The organism is Thalassotalea insulae, from assembly GCF_030161395.1.
Taxonomy (GTDB): domain Bacteria; phylum Pseudomonadota; class Gammaproteobacteria; order Enterobacterales; family Alteromonadaceae; genus Thalassotalea_E; species Thalassotalea_E insulae.
The window spans coordinates 118,982-145,003 of record NZ_BSST01000001.1 but is presented as its reverse complement, the minus strand read 5'-3'; the positions used below and the strand labels follow the sequence as shown (position 1 = coordinate 145,003).

Genomic DNA, 26,022 nt, shown 5'->3' with positions numbered 1-26,022 from the left:
GTGGAGCAGTTAACCTTACAGCCAATCGCTAAAATTCAAGGCGAAGTGTTTTTACCCGGCTCTAAAAGCTTGTCTAACCGCGCGTTGTTAATTGCAGCATTAGCGAATGGCACAACTAAAATCACCAATTTACTGGTCAGTGACGACATTCAGCATATGTTAAATGCATTAGCGAGTCTTGGTATTGAATATCAGTTAAGTGATTGCGGTACAGAGTGCACTGTTGTTGGTAATAGTGGTTTTTTTAACACAACTGAAGCACTCGAGTTATATTTAGGTAATGCTGGTACCGCAATGCGACCTTTATGTGCAGCACTTGCTGCAAGTCATGGCGAGTTTGTCTTAACGGGCGAACCAAGAATGAAAGAAAGACCAATTGGTCATTTGGTTGATGCATTAGCACAGCTTGATGCGGATATTCAATATTTAGAAAACAAAGATTATCCACCGGTAAAAATTGTCGGCAAAGCATTGTCTGGTAGTACAGTGACGATCGATGGTTCTATTTCTAGTCAGTTTTTAACGGCTATTTTGATGATAGCGCCCTTGTTAAAAACCGACACTAATATCGTCATTGACGGCGAACTGGTTTCTAAGCCTTATATTGATATCACTTTAGATATTATGCGCCGGTTTGGTGTGACAGTGAAAAATAATAGTTATCAATCATTTACTGTTAAAGGTGGTCAAAAATACCAGTCTGTAGACCGGTATATGGTGGAAGGGGATGCATCTTCTGCCTCATATTTTCTTGCGGCCGGTGCAATTAAAGGCGGAGAAGTTACTGTACATGGTGTTGGTAAATTAAGTGTCCAGGGAGATAAACATTTTGCTGATGTGCTCGAAAAAATGGGAGCAGAGGTTATTTGGCATGATGAGTCTATCACGGTTAAAGGAAAAGCATTAACGGCGGTTGATATGGATATGAATCATATTCCGGATGCGGCGATGACAATCGCCACAACGGCACTTTTTGCTAACGGTACCACCACTATTCGTAATATCTATAACTGGCGGGTTAAAGAAACAGATCGGCTAACTGCAATGGCAACTGAGCTTAAAAAGGTTGGGGCACAAGTTATTGAAGGAGAAGATTATATTTCGATTACTCCGCCACAGTTATTAAAACATGCTGAAATTGATACCTACAATGATCATCGGGTGGCAATGTGTTTTTCTCTTGTTGCACTGAGTGATACTCCCGTGACGATAAATGACCCTAAATGTACGGCAAAAACATTTCCTGATTATTTTGACAAGTTGGCGCAAGTCTCCTGCTGAAAATATGTTACAGAATAATTTTTTACGCGATTTTGAAATATAATTCCCGTATAATGCCGCCGATTTTCGACATTAGGAGATAAATGTATGCAGGAAAACATTCCAGTGATCACGATAGATGGTCCCAGTGGTGCTGGTAAAGGAACTGCAGCACGCTTAGTCGCTGAACAGTTAGGATGGCAACTGCTTGATAGTGGTGCTATTTATAGAGTGTTAGCGGTAGCAACACAGTATCATCATCTTTCAGTTGAAGAAGAGGAGCCGTTGATCCCGATTGCTGCACATTTAGATGTCCAGTTTGAAATTTCATCCGATGGAGAAAGTCGGGTGATACTTGAGGGTGAAGATGTCACTGATCATATTCGCACCGAAGAGATTGGCGCGATTGCCTCTAAAGTAGCGGCATTTCCCCGCGTACGAGAAGCGTTATTACGTCGACAACGTGCGTTTAAAGTTTCTCCAGGGTTAGTGGCCGATGGTCGTGATATGGGCACAGTGGTCTTTACTGATGCGCCAGTGAAAGTTTTTTTAACCGCCAGTGCGGAAGAACGCGCGCAGCGCAGATTTAATCAGTTGAAAGAAAAAGGCTTTGATGTTAAAATCACGCGCCTTCTGGATGACATACGTCAACGAGATGAACGTGATCAGAGCCGTAAAGTGGCTCCGTTAGTGCCAGCAGAAGGGGCGTTAATTGTTGATTCTACTGAGCTTTCTATAGATGAAGTCGTCGGTAAAATTTTATTATTTGCTAATGAGAAATTGACGTAACTATTAATTTCAACTGTTTTGGAATTAATTTTTCACCTAACGTAAGGATACTTTAGGTTTATTAACAACCCCATGACACATGTAAGTGGATTGGATAACTTAAGAGTTCATATAAATATTATGACTGAAAATTTTGCCCAACTTTTTGAAGAAAGTTTAAAAGAAATCGAAACACGTCCTGGTTCAATCATTAAAGGGACTGTAGTAGCCATCAACAAAGACAACGTTTTAGTTGACGCTGGTTTAAAATCTGAATCTGTTATCTCAATTGACCAATTTAAAAACTCTGCTGGTGAAGTAGAAATTGAAGTTGGTGCAGAAGTTGATGTTGCATTAGACGCTACTGACGATGGTTTTGGTGAAACAATACTTTCTCGTGAAAAAGCAAAACGTCATGAAGCATGGCAAGTGCTTGAAAAAGCATATGAAGAAAAAGAAACTGTTATCGGTGTTATCAACGGTAAAGTTAAAGGTGGCTTCACGGTTGAAGTTAGCAACATTCGTGCTTTCTTACCAGGTTCATTAGTAGATGTTCGTCCAGTACGTGACACAGCTCACCTTGAAGGTAAAGATTTAGAATTTAAAGTTATTAAGCTTGATCAGAAGCGTAATAACGTTGTTGTTTCTCGTCGTGCCGTTATCGAATCTGAAAGCAGCGTAGAACGTGATGCATTGTTAGAGTCGTTAGCAGAAGGTATCGAAGTTAAAGGTATCGTTAAGAACTTAACTGATTACGGTGCATTCGTAGACTTAGGTGGTATCGACGGTTTATTACATATCACAGATATGGCTTGGAAGCGTGTTAAGCACCCAAGTGAAATTGTAAACGTTGGTGACGAGATCCAAGTTAAAGTATTGAAGTTCGATCGTGAACGTACACGTGTTTCATTAGGTATGAAGCAGTTAGGCGAAGATCCATGGGTAGCTATCGCTAAGCGTTACCCTGAAGGTGCTAAACTTTCTGGTCGCGTAACTAACTTAACTGACTACGGTTGTTTCGTTGAAATCCAAGAAGGCGTTGAAGGTTTAGTTCACGTTTCTGAAATGGATTGGACTAACAAGAACATCCACCCATCTAAAGTGGTTAACTTAGGTGACACAGTTGAAGTGATGGTATTAGAAATCGATGAAGAGCGTCGTCGTATTTCTCTAGGTCTTAAGCAATGTATCCCGAATCCATGGGAAGAGTTTGCTAAGAACTTCAGCAAAGGTGATAAAGTTTCTGGTAAGATCAAGTCAATTACTGATTTTGGTATCTTTATTGGTCTTGACGGTGGTATCGACGGTCTTGTTCACTTATCTGATATTTCATGGGCAGGTGGTGAAGAAGCTGTTCGTGAATACAAGAAAGGCGATGAAATCTCAGCTGTGGTATTACAAGTTGATCCAGAGCGTGAGCGTATCTCATTAGGTGTTAAACAGACTGAAGATGATCCGTTTAATCAATACCTTGCAGATAACAAAAAAGGTGCTATTGTTACAGGTAAGGTAGTTGAAGTAGACGCTAAAGGTGCTAAGATTGAATTAGCAGAAGGTGTTGAAGGTTACTTACGCGTTTCTGATATCTCTCGTGAGCGTATCGAAGATGCTTCAACTGAATTATCAGTTGGTGATGATGTAGAAGCTAAATACATGGGCGTAGATCGTAAGAACCGCACTATCAGCTTGTCTATCAAAGCGAAAGATCAAGCTGATGAGCGTGAAGCAATGGACAGCTTAAACCAATCTGAAGATACTGGTTTAAGTGCTATGGCTGCAGCGTTTAAAAACGCTAAAAGTTAATTTTAGCTAGGAGGAGGGAGGTATTGTATATTCAATACTTTCCTCAATTTGTAAACCATTGGCGTGATGCTAAATGAACACTGGGGGGTCGAATGACCAAATCAGAACTCATTGAAAGATTAGCAGACAAATTAAATCATTTATCTGCAAAAGAAGTAGAACAAGCTATTAAAGAAATTCTCGAAATGATGGCGCAGACTTTATCTAAAGGTGAGCGTATTGAAATTAGAGGCTTTGGTAGTTTCTCCTTGCATTATCGTGCTCCACGCGTTGGTCGGAACCCAAAAACTGGTGAGTCAGTAGAACTTGCTGGTAAATACGTTCCGCACTTTAAACCTGGCAAAGAATTACGTGAAAGAGTAAATCTTTCAATAGCGTAAATAAAATCATATACTAAAAACGGCATGCATAGGCATGCCGTTTTTTTTCGATAATTGTTTACATGGGTAAAGGTTTCCAGTGCGAGTCTATTTAACTCTTATATTAATGCTGTTGCTATTGTTAGTAGCATTTATCTTTGGCAGTCAGAATGATCAATTGATCACCTTGAATTATTTGATCGCTCAGACAGAAATATCGGTCGCTGCTGCGGTAAGTTTATTTACCGTAATTGGTTTTTTTCTCGGATTACTTTTTGCAGTTTTGTGGAAACTAATGCGAATAATTAAAACAAAACCGGGTAAAAATGCCACTTAACGTTACTGGTTAACACATCAATGTTAGAACTTTTATTTCTGCTACTACCTGTTGCCATGGGATATGGTTGGTTTATGGGACGCAACAGCGTGAAACAACGCGACCATAGCGCCAAACAGGACCTATCGATAAAATACTCGACAGGAATAAATTATCTACTTTCAAATCAACAAGACAAAGCAATAGAGTATCTACTGGAAACCTTGACGGTCGAAGATGATACTGTCGAAGCGCACTTTGCTATGGCGAACTTATTTCGCAAACGTGGAGAGCTGGATCGCGCACTGAAAGTTCATGAACATTTGGTGAGGCAAAAGCATCTGCCAACGAAAGCAAAGCAACAAGCGGCATTTGAATTAGGCAAAGATTTTTTAACTGCGGGCCTGTATGATCGGGCCGAGTCGATGTTTCATACGTTAATGAAGTCTAAGGTCTTTGCACAGCGCTCACTGACCTATTTATTGCAAATTTATCAATCGACTAAAGATTGGCAACATGGCATTGAACTAAAAAAAGCGATTGTTAAATCAAAAGATAAAAAACTACTTCATACCTTAGCTAATTTTTATTGTGAGCTGGCGACTATCGCCTTGGAAAAAGATCAATTTATTGAAGTGCTGGAGTTACTGGAAAGTGCCTTAAGGTGTGATCCTAACTCTTGTCGTGCAAATTGGCTAATGGCAGAAATTTACGAAAATCATCAGCAATATAATGAAGCTTGTCAATGCTATAAAGATATTTACACTCAGGATAACGAATTTTTTCCTGATGTTATTGATAAAATGGCTAACTGTTATCATCAGTTAGACGCAGACGATGAGTTTTATTGCTTTATTAAAAAAGTATATGATGAAACTGGCGGTAGCAGTGCTTTAATCAAGTATTTATCATTGATTGAACATAAACACGGTCATGTTAAAGCGCAGGAGTTCATGTTATCTGCATTGAAACGACGGCCAACGATTCAAGGTTTTAAGCATTTTATTAAAATGCAAATGAATCAACCTGAGCAGGACCATGAAAATTTGGCGATGATTAAAGAATTAGTTTCGGCTTACCTCAATATCAAACAGCGTTATAATTGCCGAAACTGTGGCTTTAACAGTAGTACTCATTATTGGTCTTGTCCTTCTTGCCATGACTGGGAAACATTAAAGCCCGTTCGAGGCCTCGAAGGGGAGTAACCTCTGTTTTTGCCAGTTAATCCAATCTCTTTGTCAAAGATACTCATTTATGCTTATAAACTCCGTTTCTTTTCCGCGATATTGAATTAACTGTCTTCAAAGGCAAAGATTACTTGTATAATGACATTATTAAGTTTTTTAAAAGAATTTACCTAAGGAAGTTTTATGAATGATCCAAAAGTGGTAGTGGCATTAGATTTTGATAGCCAGGCGGATGCCCTTGCTTTTGTTGATAAAATTCAGCCGAGTGATTGTCGGTTAAAAGTGGGCAAAGAAATGTTTACTTATTTTGGTCCGGAATTTGTTAAGGCTTTGGTGAACCGTGGCTTTGACGTTTTTTTAGATCTTAAATTTCACGATATCCCTAATACGGTTGCCAAAGCGGTTACTGCCGCCGCTGAACTTGGTGTCTGGATGGTAAATGTTCATGCTTCTGGTGGCAGTGAAATGATGAAAAAAGCTAAAGAAGCATTAGTACCATATGGTGATAAAGCGCCGCTACTCATCGCAGTTACTGTACTCACCAGTATGGGAGCTGAAGACTTAGCAGGTTTAGGTATTACTAAATCTCCAGCAGAACAAGTGAAGCATTTAGCGCAACTGGCGCAGCAATCAGGAATAGATGGTGTTGTGTGTTCAGCGCAGGAAGCGCAATCATTAAAGCAGCTATTAGGAAATGACTTTAAATTAATAACACCTGGGATACGCCCGGCGGGTGCCAGTAGCGATGATCAGAAACGCATCATGACGCCGGAACAGGCGATAGCAGATGGCGTTGATTACTTAGTGATAGGCCGTCCAATAACTAAATCTTCAGATCCTCACCTAGTGTTACAAGAAATTAATCAGTCGATTAGTTAACTATTTATTGTCAATAATCGCTTAAAAGCCATGGTTTGCTAACAAACCATGGCTTTTTGTTACTTACTTGTTTTGATTCGCTAATATATTAAAATCAAAAGATTGTAGTAATTCATTTAGTCGGATTAACGGTAAACCAATCAAGCTATTTGGATCGTCACCTTCGAGCCGATCAAATAAACAGATACCCAAACCTTCACTTTTAAAACTACCTGCACAATTAAGCGGTTGCTCGGCATTAACGTAATTTTCAATATCTTGTTGGTTAAGTTGCTTAAAATGGACTTTAAATGGTTCTACTAATGATTTTACCGTGCTTGAAGTGCTGCTATAGATAGCTAATCCAGTATAAAAGGTAACGCATTTTCCGCTGAACTTTGTTAATTGCTTAATTGCATTTTCAGCAGTGTGAGGCTTACCTAAAATTTCTCCATCACAGGTGGCAACTTGATCTGAGCCTATGATCAGCGCGTTATCATGCTCATTGGCTACTGCTTTGGCTTTTAATATTGCTAATCGTTCCACCAAAGCCTGAGGTGTTTCGTTGACTAATGGAGTTTCATCTACTTGTGGTTTGGCGCAGCTAAAGGCAATGTTTAACTTTTCCAATAGACTTTTTCTAAATGGGGAGGTTGAACCTAAAATAATAGCTTGTTGTGTCATTAGTGAGATTGTCATACAAAAATTAATCAGATTTTGCTAATATGAGGGCAATATTGCAAAATTAAACGGATTTCGTTAATTTTCTTTTGACACATGAGGCTAACGGCATTATTATGCGCGCCTTATGCAGAATCTTAAGCTTCCGATAACAATCGACCCGTATAAAAGCGCTCAACGTAGACTTGAGTGTCAGGGACTATTTGCAATATCGGAAATGAATAGATTGCTTGCTGTCAGTGAAATAAACAGCGAGCAAATTGAAGTTAAATTTAATTTTGATGTGGATGAACTTGGCTTGGTGGTTATATCAGGTAAGGGGTCGGCAACAGTTAATTTAACTTGTCAGCGATGTACTGATGCATTTGAATATTTACTGGAGATAGACTTTTCGTTTAGCCCGGTAAAAAATGCTGAAGCTGCTGAAGATTTGCCATCATATTATGATGCAATTGAATTAGATGAAAATGGTGAAGTTAACTTGCGAGAGTTAGTGGAAGATGAGTTAATCCTTGCGATTCCATTAATACCTAGGCATGACTTCAAAGATTGTCAGTCACCAGCTGATAGTGTTTGGGGGAAATTACCTGAAGAGCATGATAAGCCGAATCCATTTGACGTATTAAAAAAACTTAAGTAACACTATTTGTTACCAATCGATTTTAGGAGTTAGGAAATGGCAGTTCAAAAGAGCAAAAAGTCTCGTTCAAGACGTGGCATGCGCCGTTCACATGATGCATTAACCGCTGAAAACTTATCAGTAGATCCCGTATCTGGCGAAACACACCGTCGTCATCATGTAACAGCTGATGGCTTTTACAAAGGTGTTAAAGTAATCGCTAAATAAGCCATTACTTGGTAAAACATTTTGACTAGTCTAACCATAGCGTTAGATGTTATGGGGGGCGATAAAGGCCCCCTTGTAACTATTCCTGCGGCAGTTCTTGCCATCAAAAAGTCGGCGCAATTACATTTAATACTTTGCGGTGACGAAACGATTATTCAAGAAATTCTGATAAAACATAATGTTTTAGAGCACTCTCAGTTATCGATAGTGCCAACGACTGAAGTTGTTGCTATGGATGAAAAACCGAGCTCAGCGCTTAGAAGTAAAAAGCATTCATCGATGCGTAAAGCACTGGACTTAGTCGAACAGGGTAAAGCGCAAGCTTGTGTTAGTGCGGGTAATACTGGTGCTTTGTTTGCCATGGCACATTATGTGTTAAAGACTCTACCAAGCGTTGAACGTCCCGCATTGATTTCCTCATTACCCACTCATAGTGAACATCAGCATGTTTTTATGTTAGATCTTGGCGCTAATGTCTTTTGTGATTCTAATATTCTTTATCAGTTTGGTGTGATGGGATCGGTAATGGCAGAGCAGGTTGATGGTATCTCGGCTCCTCGCGTTGCGTTATTGAATATGGGCGTTGAGGATATTAAAGGCAGTGATCATATTAAGCTGGCTGCGACTAAATTGAATGATAACCCCTCAGTGAACTATGTTGGCTTTATTGAAGGGAATGACATTTTTAATAATAAAGCCGATGTCATTGTTTGTGATGGTTTTGTAGGCAATGTTGCCTTGAAAACTTGTGAAGGTGTTGCCAGACTGGTTTACCAAAAATTAAAACAGGTACTGTCTGAGCATGTTTTTGCACGTTTAATTGGTAAAATTTTAGCTCCCTCATTAAAAAAGCTTTTTAAACCACTGAACCCCGACCAGTATAACGGTGCAAGTTTGATAGGATTGCGCGGAATTGTAATAAAAAGTCATGGTAATGCTAGCGTTTCAGCATTTCATACCTCGATATTAGAGGCTGTGAGAGAAGTTGAACGCCAGGTACCAGAAAAAATAAAAATGACATTAGAGCAAGGCTTAAAAGAGCGTCTAGAGTAAACAGCATTGCTAGGCTTATAAGCACAAATAATTTGATTAACTCTTGAGTCATGGAGTTGTTAACCATATTTCAAGATGTAACCTTCGACTAATTAGGTAATATAATGCAAAATAAATTAGCTTTTATTTTCCCCGGGCAAGGCTCACAAGCGATTGCTATGTTGAGTGAATTTGCCGACAATGAAATTGTTCAATCAACTTTTTCAGAAGCATCTCAAGCGTTAGGCTATGATTTATGGCAATTAGTTGCTCAAGGACCGGCAGAAAAATTAAATCAAACTAACTTTACTCAACCTGCTTTATTAACTGCAAGTGTTGCTTTGTGGCGATTATGGCAAAGTGAGTCAACAGTAACACCTACAATGCTGGCCGGTCATAGCTTGGGTGAATACTCTGCCTTAGTTTGCGCTGGCGTATTTTCACTCGCAGATGGCGTTAAATTAGTGGAAAAACGAGGTGAGTTTATGCAAGCGTCAGTACCAGAAGGTGTTGGTGCGATGGCTGCTGTTATCGGTTTAGCGGATGATAAAATTATTGATGCTTGCCAACAATCAGAGCAAGGGCAAGTCGTTTCTGCAGTAAACTTTAATTCACCCGGTCAGGTGGTTATCGCGGGTAATAAAGAAGCGGTTGAGCGTGCCGGTGAACTTTGTAAAGCAGCAGGAGCAAAACGTGTATTACCGTTGCCTGTTAGCGTTCCATCACATTGTGCCTTAATGAAAGAGGCGGCGGATAAGTTAGCTGAACAGTTTAACCTGGTTCACTTTAATCAACCTCAGTTACCTGTTGTCAACAATGTTGATGTTGCGATTGAAGATGACGTAGAGGCGATTAAAAATGCTTTGATCCGCCAGTTATATAGTCCGGTAAGATGGACGGAAACTATAGAAAAACTAGCTCAGTCAGGGGTTGAAATCGCATTAGAAGTTGGTCCAGGTAAAGTATTACAAGGCTTGGTTAAGCGTATTGATAAGTCAATTTCATGTATTTCGGTTAATGATCAGGCATCATTAACTCAAGCAAAAGAATTAGTAGGATAAATTATGTTTACATTAGAGGGACAAGTGGCACTAGTGACTGGAGCCAGTCGTGGTATAGGTAAAGCAATTGCGACGCAGTTAAAATCATTAGGCGCGACTGTTATAGGTACAGCAACGTCTGAGCATGGTGCTGAAAAAATTAGTGAATATTTAGGTGCAGGCCAAGGTATGGTGTTAAACGTCACTAGCAACGAATCTATCGCTGATTTATTTGATGCGATAAAAGAAAACTTTGGCGGCGTTGATATTTTAGTCAATAATGCTGGTATCACTCGTGATAACTTGTTTATGCGCATGAAAGATGAAGAGTGGGACGATATTATTGATACTAACTTGTCTTCTGTTTATAAAATCAGTAAAGCAGTGATCCGCTCTATGATGAAAAAACGTCATGGCCGTATTATTAATATCGGCTCGGTTGTCGGCACTATGGGCAATGCGGGTCAAGTCAATTACGCAACGGCAAAAGCAGGTTTAATTGGCTTTACTAAGTCATTAGCTCGTGAAGTTGCTTCGCGCGGTATTACGGTTAATACGATAGCGCCAGGTTTTATCGATACCGATATGACACAGACGTTAACGGATGAACAAAAAGAAGGCATTTTTTCGCAAGTACCAGCCAATCGTTTAGGTAAGCCGGAAGAAATTGCAAATTCAGTGGCGTTTTTAGCGTCTGATTGCGCGGCCTATATTACTGGTGAAACTTTGCACGTAAATGGCGGCATGTATATGGTTTAATTAGAGATAATATTTAATATTACTCTTGATAAATCATAATAAGTAAGCATAATAAATACACTGTCTACAGGTTAGACCAGCTTAAAAAGCAAAATTAGAAGCTTGCAAGGAAAGCTGTAGACGAATACACTACACGCAATTTTGAAAAATTGTATTTTCTAGTAAAGGAAAAAAAATGAGTACTATCGAAGAACGCGTAAAAAAAATTACTGTTGAGCAATTAGGCGTAAGTGAAGATGAAGTAAAAAATGAAGCTTCTTTTGTTGATGACCTAGGTGCAGATTCTCTAGATACAGTAGAATTAGTAATGGCGTTAGAAGAAGAATTTGATACAGAAATTCCTGATGAAGAAGCTGAAAAAATCACTACAGTTCAAGCAGCAATTGACTACGTAACTGCTAATCAGTAATTACAGCATTTATTAAGAATTTTTCAGGCGGTATCTAACCGCCTGATTTTTTTCTGCTATTTAATAACAGATATAATCTACATATATTCCAGTTAACATACCTGCCGTTAAAGGCATGGTACTACCTTTCACATTAGCTCTACGGAGGCAACTCGACAGATGAGACGTGTTGTGGTTACCGGTTATGGTATGCTTTCCCCATTAGGTAATAATGCTGATACTACGTGGCAAAACTTATTAGCGGGTAAAAGCGGTATTGATACCATAGATCATTTTGATGTAAGTCACTTTCCTACTAAATTCGCTGGTTTAGTTAAAAATTTTGATGCTGAGTCCTACGGTATTGCGAAAAAAGATGCCAAAAAAATGGATACCTTTATTCAATATGGCTTAGCAGCTGGCATTCAGGCATTTAATCATTCAGGCCTGGAAGTGACGGAAGAAAATGCCGCTCGTATTGGCGTTGCTGTTGGCTCTGGCATCGGCGGTTTAAGCTTGATTGAAGAAAATCATAGTAAGTATCTTAAAGGTGGCGTGAGAAAATTATCTCCCTTCTTTTGTCCATCGACGATATTGAATATGGCAGCAGGGCACTTATCAATCAAATTAGGGCTTAAAGGACCTAATATTGCCATTGTCACTGCTTGTACTTCAGGTGTGCATAATATTGGCCATGCTGCGCGGATGATTGCTCATGGTGATGCGGACGCGATGCTTGCTGGAGGCGCTGAAAAAGCATCAACAGAATTAGGTATAGGTGGTTTTTGCTCGGCACGCGCCTTATCAACACGCAATGACGATCCTCAAGGGGCGAGTCGTCCTTGGGATAAAGACCGTGATGGTTTTGTGCTCAGTGATGGTGCTGGTATTGTGGTGATTGAAGAATATGAGCATGCGCGAGCACGTGGTGCGACCATTTATGCTGAGATCCTTGGTTTCGGTATGAGTGGTGATGCCTATCATATGACCTCACCACCAGCTGATGGTGCTGGTGCGGCATTAGCGATGGAGAATGCTTTAAAAGATGCCAAAGTGGATGTTAGCCAAATTGGTTATATTAATGCACATGGTACATCAACACCTGCCGGTGATATTGCGGAAACTAACGCAGTCAAATCGGTTTTTAAAGAACATGCTTATAATACTATGGTCGGCTCGACTAAATCGATGACGGGTCACTTGCTAGGTGCAGCGGGCGCAGTAGAAACCATTTTTACTGTACAATCGTTATTTGATAATAAAGTAGCGCCAACTATTAATTTGGAAAATCCGAGTGAAGGCTGTGATTTAGATTATATTCGCGGTAGTGCCCGTGATGTCAATTTAGAATATGCCTTGTGTAACTCTTTTGGTTTTGGCGGCACGAATGGCTCATTAGTGTTGAAAAAAATCTAATCGCTGAGCAATAAAAAAATGTTAAGCCTGAATATGCTGGTCGTATTCAGGCTTTTTTATTGGTGGCATATTATCGCGCTATTAACATATAATGGCGCTTAGTTATAACTTGTTATTAGATAATGATTTTTAATGTTTCATTGCTTTATTAATGGTCAAAGGCAACAACAGATTGCGACAGATGATCGTGGTTTAGCCTATGGTGACGGCTTGTTTACTACCGCTAAGGTGGTCAATGGAGAGGTGCAATGGTTGGCAGAGCATTTAACTCGTCTGGTGGAAGGTTGTCGTTATTTAAAGATATCATATGACCATCAAGCATTAGTCTCAGAGCTTAATCAAGCTGTTTCAGCATGTCAGTTAGCTGTAGTGAAAGTGATGATCACTGCTGGGAGTGGTGGACGTGGTTATTCACGGCAAGGAGCCTTAAACGCGCAGCGAATAATTTCTCTTCATCCTATGCCGACACGTTATAGTCAATGGGCTCAGCAAGGTATTACACTGGAAAATGCGAATATACAGTTGGGGTTGAACCCGCTGTTAAAAGGATTAAAACATCTTAACCGTTTAGAGCAGGTCTTACTCAGGGCGGAGCTCGATCAGCGTGATTGTGATGATTTACTGGTGTGCAATATTAATAATGAAATCATTGAAACCAGTTGTGCTAATCTTTTTTGGTTTCATCGTGGGCGACTTTATACACCAGAACTATCTGATTCTGGCGTCAAAGGGCTTTATCGCCAGCAGATATTAGCACAGGATGCAAACATAGAGGTGGTGAAGGCAACGTTAGCGGATGTAACTCAACTTGATGCTATGTTTATCTGTAACAGCATTATGGGGATTGTCCCGGTGCGCTGTTATCAGGGACAAGTACTGGCTCTAGATAAAGTATTGCATTATCGTGCGCAATTTAACCAATGTATCAGCCAAGGGAAGTAACTGTTGAATAAGTTGAAGCGTTTTTTATTTACCGGTGCTAGTTTATTACTACTTGTTGTCGGTATACTCGTAGCCGTTACTCATTACCAGTTAACAAAACCTAACCTGTTAGCTGAGCCGGCATTGCTTACCGTTAATAACGGTAGCTCATTTCATCAGTTTACCAAGCAATTAAAAGCATTGGGTGTAATAGAGACTCGTTTTTGGCTACGAAATTATGTTCGTTTTTACCGCAACGCTGTGATAATTAAAGCAGGAACCTATCAAATATTACCGTCGCAAACATTAAAGCAAATACTGCAAATGGTATCGCAAGGTAAAGAGCATCAATTTACGATTACTTTTATTGAAGGTTCTACTTTAAAACAATGGTTGGCATTGATACGAGCTAATCGCCATATTACTCATACATTAGATCCGCAAAAAAATGGCTATCAACAGGTGGCCAATAAGTTAGCGCTTAAGCAGTCACATCCTGAAGGGCTTTTTTATCCCGATACTTATGCGTTTACTAATCAAACCTCAGATGTTGAGTTACTCACCCGAGCCTATAATAAAATGCGACAAGAGCTGGAAAATGCCTGGGCGAACCGAGATGGCGGCCTACCTTATGATAATGCTTATCAAGCATTGACTATGGCGTCGATTATAGAAAAAGAAAGCGGGCGACATACGGAACATGAGTTGATTGCATCAGTGTTTGTTAACCGCTTAAATCAGGGCATGCGACTTCAAACGGATCCCACTATTATTTATGGCTTAGGTGACAGGTATCAAGGCGATATCAAACGTGCGCATAAGAAAGAAAAAACGGCGTATAATACTTATAGAATTAATGGATTACCACCAACACCAATTGCTATGCCAGGAAAATCGGCTATTCATGCTGCTATGCATCCAGCCCCCAGCAATTATTTATATTTTGTCAGTAATGGCCAGGGCAAGCATATTTTTACAGAAAATTTGACCGATCATAATAAAGCTGTGGTGAAATATCAGCTCAATCGGTAGGGGCTGTTGCTTTTTCAATTTAGCCTTCGCTGTCCTCTCATTTCAATCAGTGATTGCTAGAAAGTAAGTCGATGCTATTTTTAGCGGTATCGATAGCGTTTTCTTGCTTCGATAAAGCGGGTCTAATGCAGGAGTCAGTGGCAATCCACCTAACGATGAAACAAATAGCGCACCTTAGCAATTGAGTTTGCAATGCTTATTTGCGAGAATGCTCGGCAAATAACTTTCACTAACTGGCCGTGATAGCTTCACCTCTATAAACGACAAATATCTTTATCACCAAATTAGATAAGTCCTTTGAGTTAGCTAAACACTATTGAGAGAAAAAATGAAAAAAGGCTTTATGGTTGTTTTCGATGGTAGCAATGGCGCGGGTAAAACAACGGTAATTAATGAAGTAGAAAAGTATCTGAGTGCAAAAGGGCTAGATGTGGTGTTAACCAGAGAGCCAGGTGGTACACCGATAGGTGAGAAGATCAGAGAAGTTATTCTTGACCCAAGTACACCGGAAATGTGCGATCTGACGGAATTAATGCTATTTGGCGCCGGACGGGCGCAACATCTTGAACAAAAAATTAAACCGGCATTGGCGGCAGGAAAAATTGTCATTTCTGATCGTTTTGATGCGGCAACCTTTAGTTTTCAGCACTATGCTCGAGGTATAGCATTAGATACTATCGTTAAAATCAATGATTTGGCGCTTGATGGCTTTCGACCAGATATTAATATTATTCTTGATTTAGATCCGTTAGCAGGGCTCGAAAGAGTAAAAAAACGAGGTCAAGCGCTGGACCGCTTAGAAGATGAAAAACTGGATTTTCTCACTAAAGCACGCAACGGTTATTTGATTCAAGCAAAAAATCATCCGGAAAAATTCGCGATAATTGATGCATCGCAATCAAAAGAACAAGTACTGAGCGATGTGCTGACCGTGATTGATACCTTGTTAGCTCAACAACAATAATTTTTTGATAAGGTCATTTTGATGAAGTCGTGGCTATTAGCTGAACAGCAAGTATTAATCGAGCAAATTCATCGTAAGAATTTGCCTCATGCTATTGTTCTGTCAGGCGTTAGTGGCGCAGGAAAAAAGGAATTGGCTCATTGGTTAGCTAATGCATTGATGTGCCAATACTCTGCACCGGCAGAACCATCATTATTAGCGAATAATCCTGCTGATATTCCGTGTGGTCAATGTAAAAACTGTCATCTTTTTGGCCAAAATAGTCATCCTGATCATCTTGATGTTGTTGCTGAGGGCAACCATATTGGCGTTGATCAAATTCGTCAGGTTAGTCGTTTTTTAGAAAAAACAGCCCAGTTAGGTCATAACCAGGTGGTAGTGATTGATGGTGCGGAGATGATGACTGAGTCAGCCGCCAACGCGTTATTGAAAACATTAGAAGAACCAACAGCACATTGTTACTTACTGCTGCTGGTAAAAGATATTCAACACTTGTTACCAACCATCGTCAGTCGTTGTCGTCAGTTACCATTACGGCCGCCAGTGGGGGCTGAGTTAACGGCGAATTTAGGAAAAACCAGTCAAGATAGCTTTGTTAACTTATCGCATTTTGCTGAACTTGCTGATCCTGAAATTCATCAGCAGTACCAGCAAGTAGTGCAGCAGTTTATCAGTTTTTTATATCTGGGCCAGCAACGCATGGCGCTATTAACCTTGTTAGAAACTAGTGCCCATAGTGTGCGTTGGCTTGAAAAAATAGCGGTGGATTTGTTGAGAAGTCATCATCAATGGCAAAGCGTCACCTTACCACCTGCGATTGACCTTGATAAATTTTCACGCTTTCTTCATGATAAACAAGATGCGCTTTATCAGGTATATCAGGCGATTAATGCCTATAATAAAAAAGTCACCAGTTACAGCCAATTTAATCAGACATTTGGTTTAGAAAAACTGCTTGTTGAGATTCAGTTCATTATCGATGATTAAGGGAACAAGATGGAAAGTTTGTATTTAGAATTTGTTAGCGATAAAGAGCTGTATTTGTCTTATATGCCATTTGTTAAAAATGGTGGTCTGTTTGTCAGAACGACAGAAAAATTTGAATTAGGTACGGATATTACCTTAGAGGTCCTGTTACCAGATTCGCTTGAACCTTCAGAAGTGATTGGTAAGGTTTGCTGGTTAACACCAATAGGCGCACAACACGGTACGCCTGCAGGTATCGGTATTGCATTTGTAGAAGATCCGGAAAATACCCGTAATCAAATCGAAAAAGCGATCAGTCGTTTACTTAATTCTTCTGAGCCAACGCTCACTATGTAGCTGTTTAGTAGTCAATTTACTTTATATAATATCCTAGGAGTAGTTTTTGTTTATCGATTCCCATTGTCACTTAGATCGTCTTGATCTTGCTTCATTCGACAATAACCTCGACAAGGTAGTGCAGGCAGCACATGACGCTCAGGTCACGCAAATGCTTTGTGTGAGTGTGACATTAGCTGACTTTCCTACCATGGCTGAGAAGACAGCAAATTATGACAATGTGCTGTTAACTTGTGGAGCGCATCCACTCAATCAGGAAGATAAAACAGATTATCAGCAGTTACTTGAATTAGCCCAACACCCACGTGTTATCGCAATCGGTGAAACTGGTTTAGACTATTTTTATGCACCGGAAACAAAAGAAATTCAGTTAGATTCATTTGAAAAGCACATCAAAGCTGCAATTCACTTGAATAAACCATTGATTATTCATACTCGGGATGCGCAACAAGACACCCTTAATATGCTGCGTCAACATCAGGCAGGTAAAGTTGGCGGGATTTTGCATTGTTTTACTGAAACCTGGGAAATGGCGCAGCAAGCGATTGAAATGGGATTTTATATTTCCTTTTCCGGCATAGTGACGTTTAAAAATGCCAGTGCTCTTAGAGAAGTAGCAAGAAGAGTCCCGGATGAGCGAATTTTAATTGAAACTGATGCTCCTTATTTGGCGCCAGTACCATATCGAGGTCAACAAAATCAACCGGCTTATGTGGTAGAAGTAGCAAAACATTTAGCCAGTATCCGCGGCCAGTCGGTAGAAGAGATTGCGAAAATCTCCCGTGAAAATTTTCAGCGATTATTTGCCCTTTCTTAAGCTTATTTTTAATTATTGTAGATAAAAACAGCCCGAAACTATTAGCTAGTTTCGGGCCCAGGGGATGGCTCAAAAAGGAGATGAGCCGTGCGCTAATTAACAGGTTATGTTACTAGAACAATGAAAATATATGCGAGCATCATTGGGTCATAATTAATCTGTAAAACTAATTGTAGTGCAAACTCTAGCAAAAGCTAATAATATTTATAAAAAAAATATCTCATTGATATTTATTGGTTTTATTGGTTTTGATTGATTTTTGTATACACCTAACTCACCGCTTATCTACGGCTAGCTAACAGTTTGTGCACAGGCTATGCACTAGGCTTTATGCTGAGCTTATGTATACTGTTGGCTTATTATTTAAAGGTGTGATTTTTCGTTTTGCTAAATAAAATTTGGATCAGCTTTTTTACTATCGCATTTGTTTCAGCGCTCTACCAGTGGTTGGTACTCGATCAGGCATTGATTTTTGAGCAATTGGTCAATGCGATTTTTTCGATGTCGAAGGTGACAGTGGAAATAGCGATTGGCTTAATTGGCGTGCTCAGTTTTTGGCTTGGTATGATGAAAGTGGCAGAGCATGCCGGATTAATGACGAAGCTGGCAACATTAATTTCTCCATTATTTACTCGCTTAATGCCAGAGTTACCCCACGGCCATCCGGCTATTGGCTCAATGACCATGAACTTATCAGCGAATTTTCTCGGGCTTGATAATGCCGCTACACCTTTGGGTTTAAAAGCAATGCAGGATTTGCAAACCTTAAACCCTAATAAAGATACAGCCAGTAATGCTCAGATCTTATTTTTAGTGCTTAATACCTCGTCGGTGACCTTGTTTCCGTTAGCGGTTTTTGTTTACCGGGCACAGCAAGGAGCTGCTTCACCTACCGATGTTTTTGTGCCGATTATCTTGGCAACATTTGCTTCAACCATGGCAGGTTTACTAAGCGTTGCTTTTGTTCAGAAAATTAAGTTGTATAACACTGTGGTGCTCGCTTATTTATTGTCAGCGTTTGCTATTATGGCGGCCATAGTTGTTTATTTTCTTAACTTGTCAGCACAAGCTTTGTCTACTCAGTCGTCGTTAGTTGGCAATTTTTTGATCTTTAGTACTTTATTAGCTTTTATTGTGCTGGCGACAAAAAAGCAGGTTAATGTTTACGATAGCTTTATTGAAGGGGCACAACAGGGCTTTGAAACTAGTATTAAATTGATCCCTTATTTACTTGCTATGTTAGTGGCTATTGGTGTTTTTCGTGCCAGTGGTGCGCTTGAGCTATGTGTCGGCGCTATTCGTACATTCGTTAATTTTTTTGGCTGGGATGCCCGTTTTGTCGATGCATTGCCTACTGCCTTTATGAAGCCTTTAAGTGGCTCAGGTTCTAGAGCGATGATGATAGAAACTATGAATACCTATGGTGCGGATTCCTTTGCCGGGCGATTGGCGTCGATTATGCAGGGTTCAACAGAAACCACTTTTTATGTGCTAGCGGTGTATTTTGGCTCGGTGGGTATTCGCTATTCAAGACATGCCATCAGTTGTGGTTTGATCGCCGATATTGCTGGTATGTGTGCAGCGATCAGCGTTTGCTACTGGTTTTTTGGTTGAGCGAGTAAAGTAGGGAGTAGGTAGTTTTTTATAACCAATTAGCAGGTAAAATAGCAAAATAACGACAAATGCTGACCATTGAACAAAGATAAGCTGCAATTGAAACAGGTAGCTTAACGTTAATAGCAGTAGACTATTGATAATAATAAATCTGCTCTTGCCAATATCCTGTAAACCAATGTTGAATGCTCTACTATAGTTTTCCACCATAAAATCCAATGAATTAATAACAAAGGCTAATGCCAATAGCAGTAGGCACCATTTAACTTCTGTCGTTAAGGTAAAATGAGATTGCTCAAGGTGGAATAACAGCGCAAACCACAGAAAACAGGGGATTAGTGGCAAGAGAGTCATGACGATAAATAAAGGTAATGGTTTTAAACCGGAAACAAAACGTGCAACGAATTGTCCCAGCATAATTGACCATGTAAGCCACCAGGCAAGATAAAACTCGTGATAATCGTTAAATGGCACAATAAATTTGTGCAATGATGTTAAGTAATCAGCACCTAAGTCTATGCTAGAAATTAACGTTTGTGAGTCAAATTGACTGGACAGCGCCAAATAGCTCCATAAGCCAATAAATATTAAGACACTTAGTTGGCTGATACGCATCATTAATGATATTCGTGTACTGATCACTAGCGCTGTTAGAATAATCACCAGTAATATAATGAAGGTGAATAGCGGATGATCACTGTGTCGTTCAGATAAATAAAATGGTACTAACTGGGTAAATAAGGATAGAGTAAACGCGCAGGTGATAATGACCACTAAGGCACTGAGTTTTTGTACCCATTGTTTGCTAAATAATTGTAATTTGGGCTCTAAAGTTAAGAAGTATAAGGTCGAGACATAGTACAACGTCCACGCAGTGATCCCCCAAAAACCAAGTTCAATCGCTAACGGGTTTGTGAAGCTATAAATATTTTTCTCTTGATATTGTGGAAATTCAATTAGCGGAAGTAATATAAAGCCGCCATCGAGACCAGAGGTGAATAAAATAGCGCTCAGCAGCCAAATTGATCTGGGCTGTTTTCCTGACAATTGGCTATTACGAAAGCGCCACGTCAATATGGCGCCAAATAGCAAAACGCTAATAACTCCAAATCCTATTAGCAATTTGCACCTGTGGTGTTTAGATTAAAGTCCGCCGAGTCTAAGGGACAAAGTTGTCAGTTTTATGACGAGTTAATTACTGTATTGGTCGATTAATTGCTCCGCTAGAGCATGACAGTAATTTGCGGCATTGAGAAATTGTGCATTAGAACCTTGAGATAATGCGCATCTGAGCCACTGACCGTCTATTTGTGCGGCAAGCATGTTAGTACAATAATCAAGGTAGTCCCTTTTTATCAGCGCCTTAAATGAATAACGCAAGTTACTGGCGAGCCTCGCGTGATTGACTCTTTGAAGCTGGGATAATTCCTTATCATGCATTGATTGCACCCAAAAACTGAGCCAAGCAACAGCCGCTTTATTGGAGCTTTGTGCAGTACTGAAATTAGCATTAATGATAAAGGCTAAGCGTTCTTTTGGTGTTGGTGTACTGTCAGTAAATTGCTGCAGAAAATCCTGTTTAAGCTGCTCTAACAGATAAATCGTCGTGCCTTTGAGTAACCCTGCCTTACCGCCGAAGTAGTGGCTAATAATACCACTGGATACCCCGGCAAGTTTACTGATGGTTGAAATAGTGGTGCCGTGCATACCGTGTTGGGCAATAGAAGCTAAGGTGGCATCTATTAGTTGCTGTTTACGAATTTTCTCCATTCCAATTTTAGGCATATATAACTCAAATTTTAATACTTCTGGACTATTCATTAATAAGCAGAAATAAATAGCCTTTAAGGTCAATAACATATAGCTATTTATCTTAAGGGGAAAGCAGTGGAACACAAGTTAATTTTTTATTAATTGAACGTTCAATAAAAAATAACATAGCTGTAACATTTGCTCATTATGATGCTGGCTGTTTTGAAACTTAAACAGAAATAATAATCATAAAGTGAGTGAATTATGTCTCGACAACTAAAAACTAAATCATTGTTATCGCTAGCTATTACTAGTGCTATTGCGATGCCGGCCTTGGCGGATAATGCCAAAGATGAAACTAACACTATCGAAGAAGTTGCAGTTATTGCAAAAAAATTATCTTATGCCAATAACACGGTCGATGTGACCATGATAGATCAACAAGCTCCTATCACTAGTGTATTGGCGGTGATGGATAATCTTCCTGGTATCAGTATTAATGAAGGGGATGCTTTTGGTGGCGATGACTGGTCAACTTCTATTAACATGCGTGGTTTTTCTATCGACGGTAATCAGCAACAACTAGGGATGACTGTTGATGGTATTCCTAATGGTGGTTCAAATTATGGTGGTGGTGCTAAGGCAAACCGTTATTTAGATACCGATAATCTGTTAACGGTTGAAGTGGCGCAGGGAACATCGGATATTTCTTCCGCTTCATTAGATGCGCTCGGCGGTACTTTTAACTTTGTCAGTAAAGACCCTGAGCAACAGCAAAGTACAACGATTGCCTATACTACAGGTTCTCATGATGCGCAGCGTTATTTTGCCCGTTATGAAACGGGTGAAATTGCGCAAAATACTTTTGCTTATATTAGCTACTCTGATACTTCAACCAGTCGTTGGGTTGGTAAAGGTTCAAACGGCGGTGCTGATAAGCAGCATGCGGAAGTAAAGTTCGTCTCAACTCAGGGGAAGTTTACCTATACCGGACGTTTATCTTATGATGATGTTGCAGAAGATAACTACAATAACGTCAGTATCGATCAATTTAAGCAAACGCCAGACTGGGATCAATTAACCTGGAACTGGACTGGTATTCCACATTTTGATCAAATGTTTGCTGAAGGCTGGTCAACCCTGCGTGAAAACACCTTGGCTTATGTCAAAATTGATTATGCATTATCTGATGTCACTAATTTTGAAGTGACGCCGTATTATCATAAGAATAAAGGTCGTGGTGACTGGATCCCACCATATTTAATTTTACTGGATGATAGTGGTGATGCGGTATTGGATGAGAAAGGTAATCCGGTCAGATATGGTTTTGCTGATCAGCAAGGTCTTCCACTAGCTCCTGCTGCCGATTGTACGGCTAATTATAGCTGGCCGTGGAATTCAGGCACGGGTCTACATCCAGCCTGTTACGGTGATGATGCGGTCCCTGTAATGTCTTTTCGTCATACTCATTATGCAAAAGAACGTACTGGCTTTACTGCTAAAGCACAAACGACTATCGGCGACCACGATTTATTAGCCGGTATCTGGTATGAAACTTCTGAACGTGATGAACACCGGGATTGGCATAAGGTTATCGATGCCCGGGTTTATCATCATTTTGATCAAATACCTTACTGGACTCAGTATAAAAACACCTTCGATCAAGATACCTTAAAGTGGTATTTACAAGATACCATTACGATCAGCGATTTCACTTTGAACTTAGGTGTACAGCAATATTTAGTCGATATTAAAAAGACTGATCATTTTCATTCGGCGAAAAATGCCAAGGTTGACAGTGATTCAGATGTACTATTTAGCACAGGTTTGCTTTATCAGTTAAATCCGGCAACAGAATTGTTCGCTGGTTATAGTGAAAACTTTGCCTCAATTAAAGATGGGGTATTGGAACGTGATACTTCAACGTTAACGGAAATTGAGCCGGAAACCGCGGAAAATATAGATTTTGGTATTCGTTATTTTGGCGAAAACCTTAATTTACAGGTAACTGCGTATTCTATTGAGTTTAATGATCGTATCACCTTTATTGCGCCGGGCAGTAATACCGATGGTATTGACTATACCATAGGGACTAACGGTACTTATCTTAATGTTGGTGGTATTGATTCTACCGGGTTGGAACTAAGCGCCAGCTATAAGCTAAACGATAATTGGGAGTTGTATGCGTCATTTACCAAAAATGATTCAGAATATGTGGGCAATGCGCCTGGATTTGAAAAAGGTCAGCAAGTTATCGACTCGGTAGATGACATGTGGGTATTGTCGGCAAACTACTACAACGGTGATTTACGCTTTGGCGCATCAACCAAGTATACCGGAGAGCGCGGTCAAGCGGATGATTATCTGGTGACAGATGTAAATCTGGGGTACACCATTAATTTTACCGGACAGGGAATAAAGTCGGTTGATTTAGCTTTGGTAGTGAATAATTTGTTTGATGAAGATTATTTATCTACCGGTACAGGTAACGGCACGTCATTTTTTATTGGTGCACCTCGCACTACTAGTTTGACAGTTAACGCAAGCTTTTAAACAAGGAGCAGGAGGGAGATACACTCTCTCCTGTTACATTATCAATGAAAAAAACAATAATCACTTTATTACTTTGTGCTGCGGCACTGCCGTCAATAGCCAATGAGCGTAACCTGATCTTAGTTACTATTGATGGTTTACGTTGGCAAGAAGTGTTTAATGGCAAGCAGCAAGCGTTAATAGAAGATAAAATATTGACCAAACATGTTACGCCATTGATCCAAACATTAACCAAGCAAAATAGTGAGCAGGCAAAACATACGTTGATGCCTTTTATCTGGGATACTGTTGCGCAGCAGGGGACGTTAATTGGTGATCGCAACAAGGGCTCAAAAATGTCGGTCAGCAATAACTGGCATTTTTCTTATCCTGGCTATAGTGAAATATTCACAGGTGTTGCCAACGATAGTTTGAATTCCAATAACAAAGTACCTAACCCAGAAGTGAGTTTTGTTGAATGGCTCTATCAACAACAGGGCTATAGCAAAGCTGCGGCGTTTGGTAGCTGGGATGTTTTTCCTTATATTTTTAATACCGAGCGTAGCAAGTTGTATGTTAATGCTGGCTTTGATGACGCTATGGCGGCTTATCATTCTGAGCAGGCAAATCTACTTAACGCGTTACAACGGGAAATTCCAAGTCCATGGCATAATGTTCGACTTGATAGTTTTACTCATAGATTCGCTCTGGATTACCTAGAGAAAAACAAGCCTAAAGTGTTAGTGATTTCGTATGGTGAAACCGATGATTTTGCTCATGATGGCCACTATGATCAGTATTTATCAGCAGCTCATCGTACTGATAACTTTCTCGCGGATTTGTGGCAGAAATTACAACAAATGCCAGAATATGCCAATAACACTAATTTATTGATAGTCACTGACCACGGCCGTGGAAAAAACAAACAGGACTGGCAACATCACGCTTCGGCGCAGGCGGTGAAAAGTTATATGAAAGGGCTGAAGCAATTTAAAGAGGGCGTGCAAGGTTCGGCGCATATCTGGATGGCGGCAATCGGACCTGATATTAAGACCAAAGGTTTACTCACTACTGAACATGAGATCTACCAAAAACAAGTGGCGGCAACGGCACTAACTTTATTGGGACAATCCCCAAATGCGTTTAATCCGGATGCCGGTGCAGCGATTAAGGAGTTATTATAATGAAACTCAATAGCGCTTTATTATGCCTTGGCTTGGTTTTATCTGCTCAAACTGTAGCGGTAGATAAAATATACTTCGGTTCTTGTGCCAAACAATATAAAGAGATGCCCATTTTTGATGCGATAGTGGCGGATGATCCTGATGTCTTTATCTTTTTAGGGGATAATATCTACGGTGATACCCAAGATATGGCCGAGCTTAAAGAGAAGTATCAGACGCTTGGTAAACATCCAGGTTTTAATAAGCTCAAGCAAACCGCCGAGTTAATCGCCATCTGGGATGATCATGATTTTGGTGAAAATGATGCGGGGAAGGAGTATCCGAAAAAACAGGAATCACGGCAGTTAATGCTGGATTTTTGGCAGGAGCCGAAAGATTCTCCACGCTATCAACGTGATGGTATTTATACCAGTTATTTTTATGGTGAAGGTAAGCAGAAAGTACAAGTAATTTTACCGGATTTGAGATGGAATAGGGATAGATTACACAGCGTATCTAAGCTTAGCTATGTTGCCGAGAAAGCCCCTAAAAATATGGGACCTTATATACCTTCACCGGATAAAGGCGCTTCTATGCTAGGTGAAGCACAATGGCAGTGGTTAGAGCAAGAGCTGTTAAAACCGGCGGCGATAAAAGTTATCGGCTCAAGTCTGCAATTGTTACCTGAATTTACTGGCTGGGAAGCCTGGGCGAATTTCCCTGAAGATAGACAGAGACTGTTGGATTTTATTGTTAAACATAAAATTCCAGGGGTGATATTGATCAGTGGCGATACTCATTGGGGAGAAGTGTCTTATCTGGATAATGATAGAGGCTATGGTCTATGGGAAGTGACAAGTTCCGGCTTAAGTGAAGAATGGAAAGATGTCAGTCCTAATCAGCACCGTATTGGTGCCTATACGCATAAGGTTAATTATGGCTTTATTGAGATTGATTGGCAGCTAGCGGATCCTCAGATAGCTATCGGTTTAAAGAACGTTAACGGTGATATTGTTAATCAACATCTATTTCGACTCTCGTCCCTGCAGCCATAAAATGGCATTTGGCCTGAACCTGGTTTAGGCCTTTTTTATTTTTAGCCAGTAAAGTCTACTACTTTAGTACTAATTGTCGACAATTTCCCCTTTCCTCTCTTGACTATTAAGATTACTGGGCTATGATCCAACTAC

27 protein-coding genes are annotated in these 26,022 nt (G+C 40.0%); 24 read left to right on the top strand and 3 right to left on the bottom strand.

The window, feature by feature from the left end:
- The 7 genes from aroA to pyrF all read left to right on the top strand — a co-directional run bounded on the left by aroA (position 1) and on the right by pyrF (position 6,572).
- On the top strand, positions 1-1,281 hold the full coding sequence (gene aroA / locus QQK06_RS00715) for a 3-phosphoshikimate 1-carboxyvinyltransferase (protein ID WP_284242595.1): 1,281 nt from the start codon (positions 1-3) through the stop codon (positions 1,279-1,281).
- Positions 1,282-1,368: 87 nt separating this feature from the next.
- Positions 1,369-2,049: a (d)CMP kinase gene (gene cmk, locus QQK06_RS00710; RefSeq protein WP_284242594.1), complete on the top strand. Its 681-nt coding sequence runs from the start codon at positions 1,369-1,371 to the stop codon at positions 2,047-2,049.
- A gap of 120 nt (positions 2,050-2,169) precedes the next feature.
- Positions 2,170-3,831, top strand: a complete 1,662-nt coding sequence (rpsA, locus tag QQK06_RS00705; RefSeq protein ID WP_284242593.1) for a 30S ribosomal protein S1 — start codon at positions 2,170-2,172, stop codon at positions 3,829-3,831.
- Between the two features lie 92 nt (positions 3,832-3,923).
- The gene (ihfB, locus tag QQK06_RS00700) at positions 3,924-4,211 is read left to right on the top strand and encodes an integration host factor subunit beta (protein WP_284242592.1); all 288 of its coding nucleotides are present in this window, start codon (positions 3,924-3,926) and stop codon (positions 4,209-4,211) included.
- Between the two features lie 106 nt (positions 4,212-4,317).
- On the top strand, positions 4,318-4,527 hold the full coding sequence (locus QQK06_RS00695) for a LapA family protein (protein ID WP_284246546.1): 210 nt from the start codon (positions 4,318-4,320) through the stop codon (positions 4,525-4,527).
- Positions 4,528-4,547: 20 nt separating this feature from the next.
- Positions 4,548-5,711, top strand: a complete 1,164-nt coding sequence (lapB, locus tag QQK06_RS00690) for a lipopolysaccharide assembly protein LapB (protein ID WP_284242591.1) — start codon at positions 4,548-4,550, stop codon at positions 5,709-5,711.
- Between the two features lie 165 nt (positions 5,712-5,876).
- Complete coding sequence (gene pyrF, locus QQK06_RS00685; protein ID WP_284242590.1) at positions 5,877-6,572, top strand: orotidine-5'-phosphate decarboxylase; 696 nt, start codon at positions 5,877-5,879, stop codon at positions 6,570-6,572.
- A gap of 63 nt (positions 6,573-6,635) precedes the next feature.
- Here pyrF and QQK06_RS00680 read toward each other — a convergent pair whose 3' ends face one another.
- Positions 6,636-7,250, bottom strand: coding sequence for a Maf family protein (locus QQK06_RS00680; RefSeq protein WP_284242589.1), 615 nt, complete (start codon positions 7,248-7,250; stop codon positions 6,636-6,638).
- Positions 7,251-7,359: 109 nt separating this feature from the next.
- On the opposite strand from QQK06_RS00680, the gene yceD reads away from it, so the two are divergent.
- The 14 genes from yceD to QQK06_RS00610 all read left to right on the top strand — a co-directional run bounded on the left by yceD (position 7,360) and on the right by QQK06_RS00610 (position 19,385).
- Positions 7,360-7,872: a 23S rRNA accumulation protein YceD gene (gene yceD, locus QQK06_RS00675; protein WP_284242588.1), complete on the top strand. Its 513-nt coding sequence runs from the start codon at positions 7,360-7,362 to the stop codon at positions 7,870-7,872.
- Positions 7,873-7,908: 36 nt separating this feature from the next.
- On the top strand, positions 7,909-8,079 hold the full coding sequence (rpmF, locus tag QQK06_RS00670) for a 50S ribosomal protein L32 (protein ID WP_116000475.1): 171 nt from the start codon (positions 7,909-7,911) through the stop codon (positions 8,077-8,079).
- A gap of 18 nt (positions 8,080-8,097) precedes the next feature.
- Positions 8,098-9,132: a phosphate acyltransferase PlsX gene (gene plsX / locus QQK06_RS00665; protein ID WP_284246545.1), complete on the top strand. Its 1,035-nt coding sequence runs from the start codon at positions 8,098-8,100 to the stop codon at positions 9,130-9,132.
- Between the two features lie 104 nt (positions 9,133-9,236).
- The gene (fabD, locus tag QQK06_RS00660) at positions 9,237-10,172 is read left to right on the top strand and encodes an ACP S-malonyltransferase (protein WP_284242586.1); all 936 of its coding nucleotides are present in this window, start codon (positions 9,237-9,239) and stop codon (positions 10,170-10,172) included.
- Positions 10,173-10,175: 3 nt separating this feature from the next.
- Positions 10,176-10,910 (top strand): 3-oxoacyl-ACP reductase FabG, encoded by a 735-nt coding sequence (gene fabG, locus QQK06_RS00655; protein ID WP_284242585.1) that lies wholly within the window; start codon positions 10,176-10,178, stop codon positions 10,908-10,910.
- A gap of 175 nt (positions 10,911-11,085) precedes the next feature.
- Entirely contained in the window at positions 11,086-11,319 is a 234-nt protein-coding gene (acpP, locus tag QQK06_RS00650; protein WP_184422433.1) for an acyl carrier protein, read from the top strand.
- A gap of 159 nt (positions 11,320-11,478) precedes the next feature.
- Positions 11,479-12,714 (top strand): beta-ketoacyl-ACP synthase II, encoded by a 1,236-nt coding sequence (fabF, locus tag QQK06_RS00645; RefSeq protein WP_284242584.1) that lies wholly within the window; start codon positions 11,479-11,481, stop codon positions 12,712-12,714.
- A 132-nt stretch (positions 12,715-12,846) separates the two neighbouring features.
- Positions 12,847-13,656: an aminodeoxychorismate lyase gene (pabC, locus tag QQK06_RS00640; protein ID WP_284242583.1), complete on the top strand. Its 810-nt coding sequence runs from the start codon at positions 12,847-12,849 to the stop codon at positions 13,654-13,656.
- Between the two features lie 3 nt (positions 13,657-13,659).
- Positions 13,660-14,667, top strand: coding sequence for an endolytic transglycosylase MltG (gene mltG / locus QQK06_RS00635; RefSeq protein ID WP_284242582.1), 1,008 nt, complete (start codon positions 13,660-13,662; stop codon positions 14,665-14,667).
- 328 nt (positions 14,668-14,995) lie between these two features.
- Positions 14,996-15,631 carry a dTMP kinase gene (gene tmk / locus QQK06_RS00630; RefSeq protein ID WP_284242581.1) on the top strand — a complete coding sequence of 212 codons (636 nt, stop codon included), beginning with the start codon at positions 14,996-14,998 and terminating at the stop codon, positions 15,629-15,631.
- Positions 15,632-15,652: 21 nt separating this feature from the next.
- Positions 15,653-16,618 (top strand): DNA polymerase III subunit delta', encoded by a 966-nt coding sequence (holB, locus tag QQK06_RS00625; RefSeq protein ID WP_284242580.1) that lies wholly within the window; start codon positions 15,653-15,655, stop codon positions 16,616-16,618.
- A 9-nt stretch (positions 16,619-16,627) separates the two neighbouring features.
- Positions 16,628-16,954 carry a PilZ domain-containing protein gene (locus tag QQK06_RS00620; protein ID WP_284242579.1) on the top strand — a complete coding sequence of 109 codons (327 nt, stop codon included), beginning with the start codon at positions 16,628-16,630 and terminating at the stop codon, positions 16,952-16,954.
- Between the two features lie 46 nt (positions 16,955-17,000).
- The gene (locus tag QQK06_RS00615) at positions 17,001-17,771 is read left to right on the top strand and encodes a TatD family hydrolase (RefSeq protein ID WP_284242578.1); all 771 of its coding nucleotides are present in this window, start codon (positions 17,001-17,003) and stop codon (positions 17,769-17,771) included.
- 384 nt (positions 17,772-18,155) lie between these two features.
- Positions 18,156-19,385, top strand: a complete 1,230-nt coding sequence (locus QQK06_RS00610) for a nucleoside recognition domain-containing protein (protein WP_284242577.1) — start codon at positions 18,156-18,158, stop codon at positions 19,383-19,385.
- Here QQK06_RS00610 and QQK06_RS00605 read toward each other — a convergent pair.
- The gene (locus tag QQK06_RS00605) at positions 19,299-20,459 is read right to left on the bottom strand and encodes a BCCT family transporter (protein WP_284242576.1); all 1,161 of its coding nucleotides are present in this window, start codon (positions 20,457-20,459) and stop codon (positions 19,299-19,301) included. The genes QQK06_RS00610 and QQK06_RS00605 overlap by 87 nt on opposite strands.
- A 117-nt stretch (positions 20,460-20,576) precedes the next feature.
- On the bottom strand, positions 20,577-21,170 hold the full coding sequence (gene betI, locus QQK06_RS00600; RefSeq protein ID WP_284242575.1) for a transcriptional regulator BetI: 594 nt from the start codon (positions 21,168-21,170) through the stop codon (positions 20,577-20,579).
- 231 nt (positions 21,171-21,401) lie between these two features.
- Between betI and QQK06_RS00595 the strand changes: the two genes are divergently transcribed.
- Genes QQK06_RS00595 through QQK06_RS00585 form a run of 3 tightly spaced genes read left to right on the top strand, consistent with a single transcriptional unit; the run spans position 21,402 to position 25,887 of the window.
- Entirely contained in the window at positions 21,402-23,690 is a 2,289-nt protein-coding gene (locus tag QQK06_RS00595) for a TonB-dependent receptor domain-containing protein (RefSeq protein ID WP_284242574.1), read from the top strand.
- Between the two features lie 44 nt (positions 23,691-23,734).
- A complete protein-coding gene (locus QQK06_RS00590; protein WP_284242573.1) occupies positions 23,735-24,853 on the top strand; it encodes an alkaline phosphatase family protein in 1,119 nt (372 codons plus the stop codon).
- Positions 24,853-25,887: an alkaline phosphatase D family protein gene (locus tag QQK06_RS00585; protein ID WP_284242571.1), complete on the top strand. Its 1,035-nt coding sequence runs from the start codon at positions 24,853-24,855 to the stop codon at positions 25,885-25,887. Before QQK06_RS00590 ends, QQK06_RS00585 begins: the two co-directional genes overlap by 1 nt.
- Positions 25,888-26,022: the final 135 nt, after the last annotated feature.

Excerpts from the sequence above, each read along its gene's own strand:
- betI (WP_284242575.1), bottom strand. The coding sequence starts at position 21,170 with ATGCCTAAAATTGGAATGGAGAAAATTCGTAAACAGCAACTAATAGAT.
- fabG (WP_284242585.1), top strand. The coding sequence starts at position 10,176 with ATGTTTACATTAGAGGGACAAGTGGCACTAGTGACTGGAGCCAGTCGT.
- QQK06_RS00695 (WP_284246546.1), top strand. The coding sequence starts at position 4,318 with ATGCTGTTGCTATTGTTAGTAGCATTTATCTTTGGCAGTCAGAATGAT.
- holB (WP_284242580.1), top strand. The coding sequence starts at position 15,653 with ATGAAGTCGTGGCTATTAGCTGAACAGCAAGTATTAATCGAGCAAATT.
- fabD (WP_284242586.1), top strand. The coding sequence starts at position 9,237 with ATGCAAAATAAATTAGCTTTTATTTTCCCCGGGCAAGGCTCACAAGCG.
- tmk (WP_284242581.1), top strand. The coding sequence starts at position 14,996 with ATGAAAAAAGGCTTTATGGTTGTTTTCGATGGTAGCAATGGCGCGGGT.
- rpsA (WP_284242593.1), top strand. The coding sequence starts at position 2,170 with ATGACTGAAAATTTTGCCCAACTTTTTGAAGAAAGTTTAAAAGAAATC.
- rpmF (WP_116000475.1), top strand. The coding sequence starts at position 7,909 with ATGGCAGTTCAAAAGAGCAAAAAGTCTCGTTCAAGACGTGGCATGCGC.
- QQK06_RS00680 (WP_284242589.1), bottom strand. The coding sequence starts at position 7,250 with ATGACAATCTCACTAATGACACAACAAGCTATTATTTTAGGTTCAACC.
- QQK06_RS00585 (WP_284242571.1), top strand. The coding sequence starts at position 24,853 with ATGAAACTCAATAGCGCTTTATTATGCCTTGGCTTGGTTTTATCTGCT.
- ihfB (WP_284242592.1), top strand. The coding sequence starts at position 3,924 with ATGACCAAATCAGAACTCATTGAAAGATTAGCAGACAAATTAAATCAT.
- QQK06_RS00595 (WP_284242574.1), top strand. The coding sequence starts at position 21,402 with ATGTCTCGACAACTAAAAACTAAATCATTGTTATCGCTAGCTATTACT.
- fabF (WP_284242584.1), top strand. The coding sequence starts at position 11,479 with ATGAGACGTGTTGTGGTTACCGGTTATGGTATGCTTTCCCCATTAGGT.
- QQK06_RS00590 (WP_284242573.1), top strand. The coding sequence starts at position 23,735 with ATGAAAAAAACAATAATCACTTTATTACTTTGTGCTGCGGCACTGCCG.
- acpP (WP_184422433.1), top strand. The coding sequence starts at position 11,086 with ATGAGTACTATCGAAGAACGCGTAAAAAAAATTACTGTTGAGCAATTA.
- QQK06_RS00620 (WP_284242579.1), top strand. The coding sequence starts at position 16,628 with ATGGAAAGTTTGTATTTAGAATTTGTTAGCGATAAAGAGCTGTATTTG.
- pabC (WP_284242583.1), top strand. The coding sequence starts at position 12,847 with ATGTTTCATTGCTTTATTAATGGTCAAAGGCAACAACAGATTGCGACA.
- lapB (WP_284242591.1), top strand. The coding sequence starts at position 4,548 with ATGTTAGAACTTTTATTTCTGCTACTACCTGTTGCCATGGGATATGGT.
- yceD (WP_284242588.1), top strand. The coding sequence starts at position 7,360 with ATGCAGAATCTTAAGCTTCCGATAACAATCGACCCGTATAAAAGCGCT.
- pyrF (WP_284242590.1), top strand. The coding sequence starts at position 5,877 with ATGAATGATCCAAAAGTGGTAGTGGCATTAGATTTTGATAGCCAGGCG.
- cmk (WP_284242594.1), top strand. The coding sequence starts at position 1,369 with ATGCAGGAAAACATTCCAGTGATCACGATAGATGGTCCCAGTGGTGCT.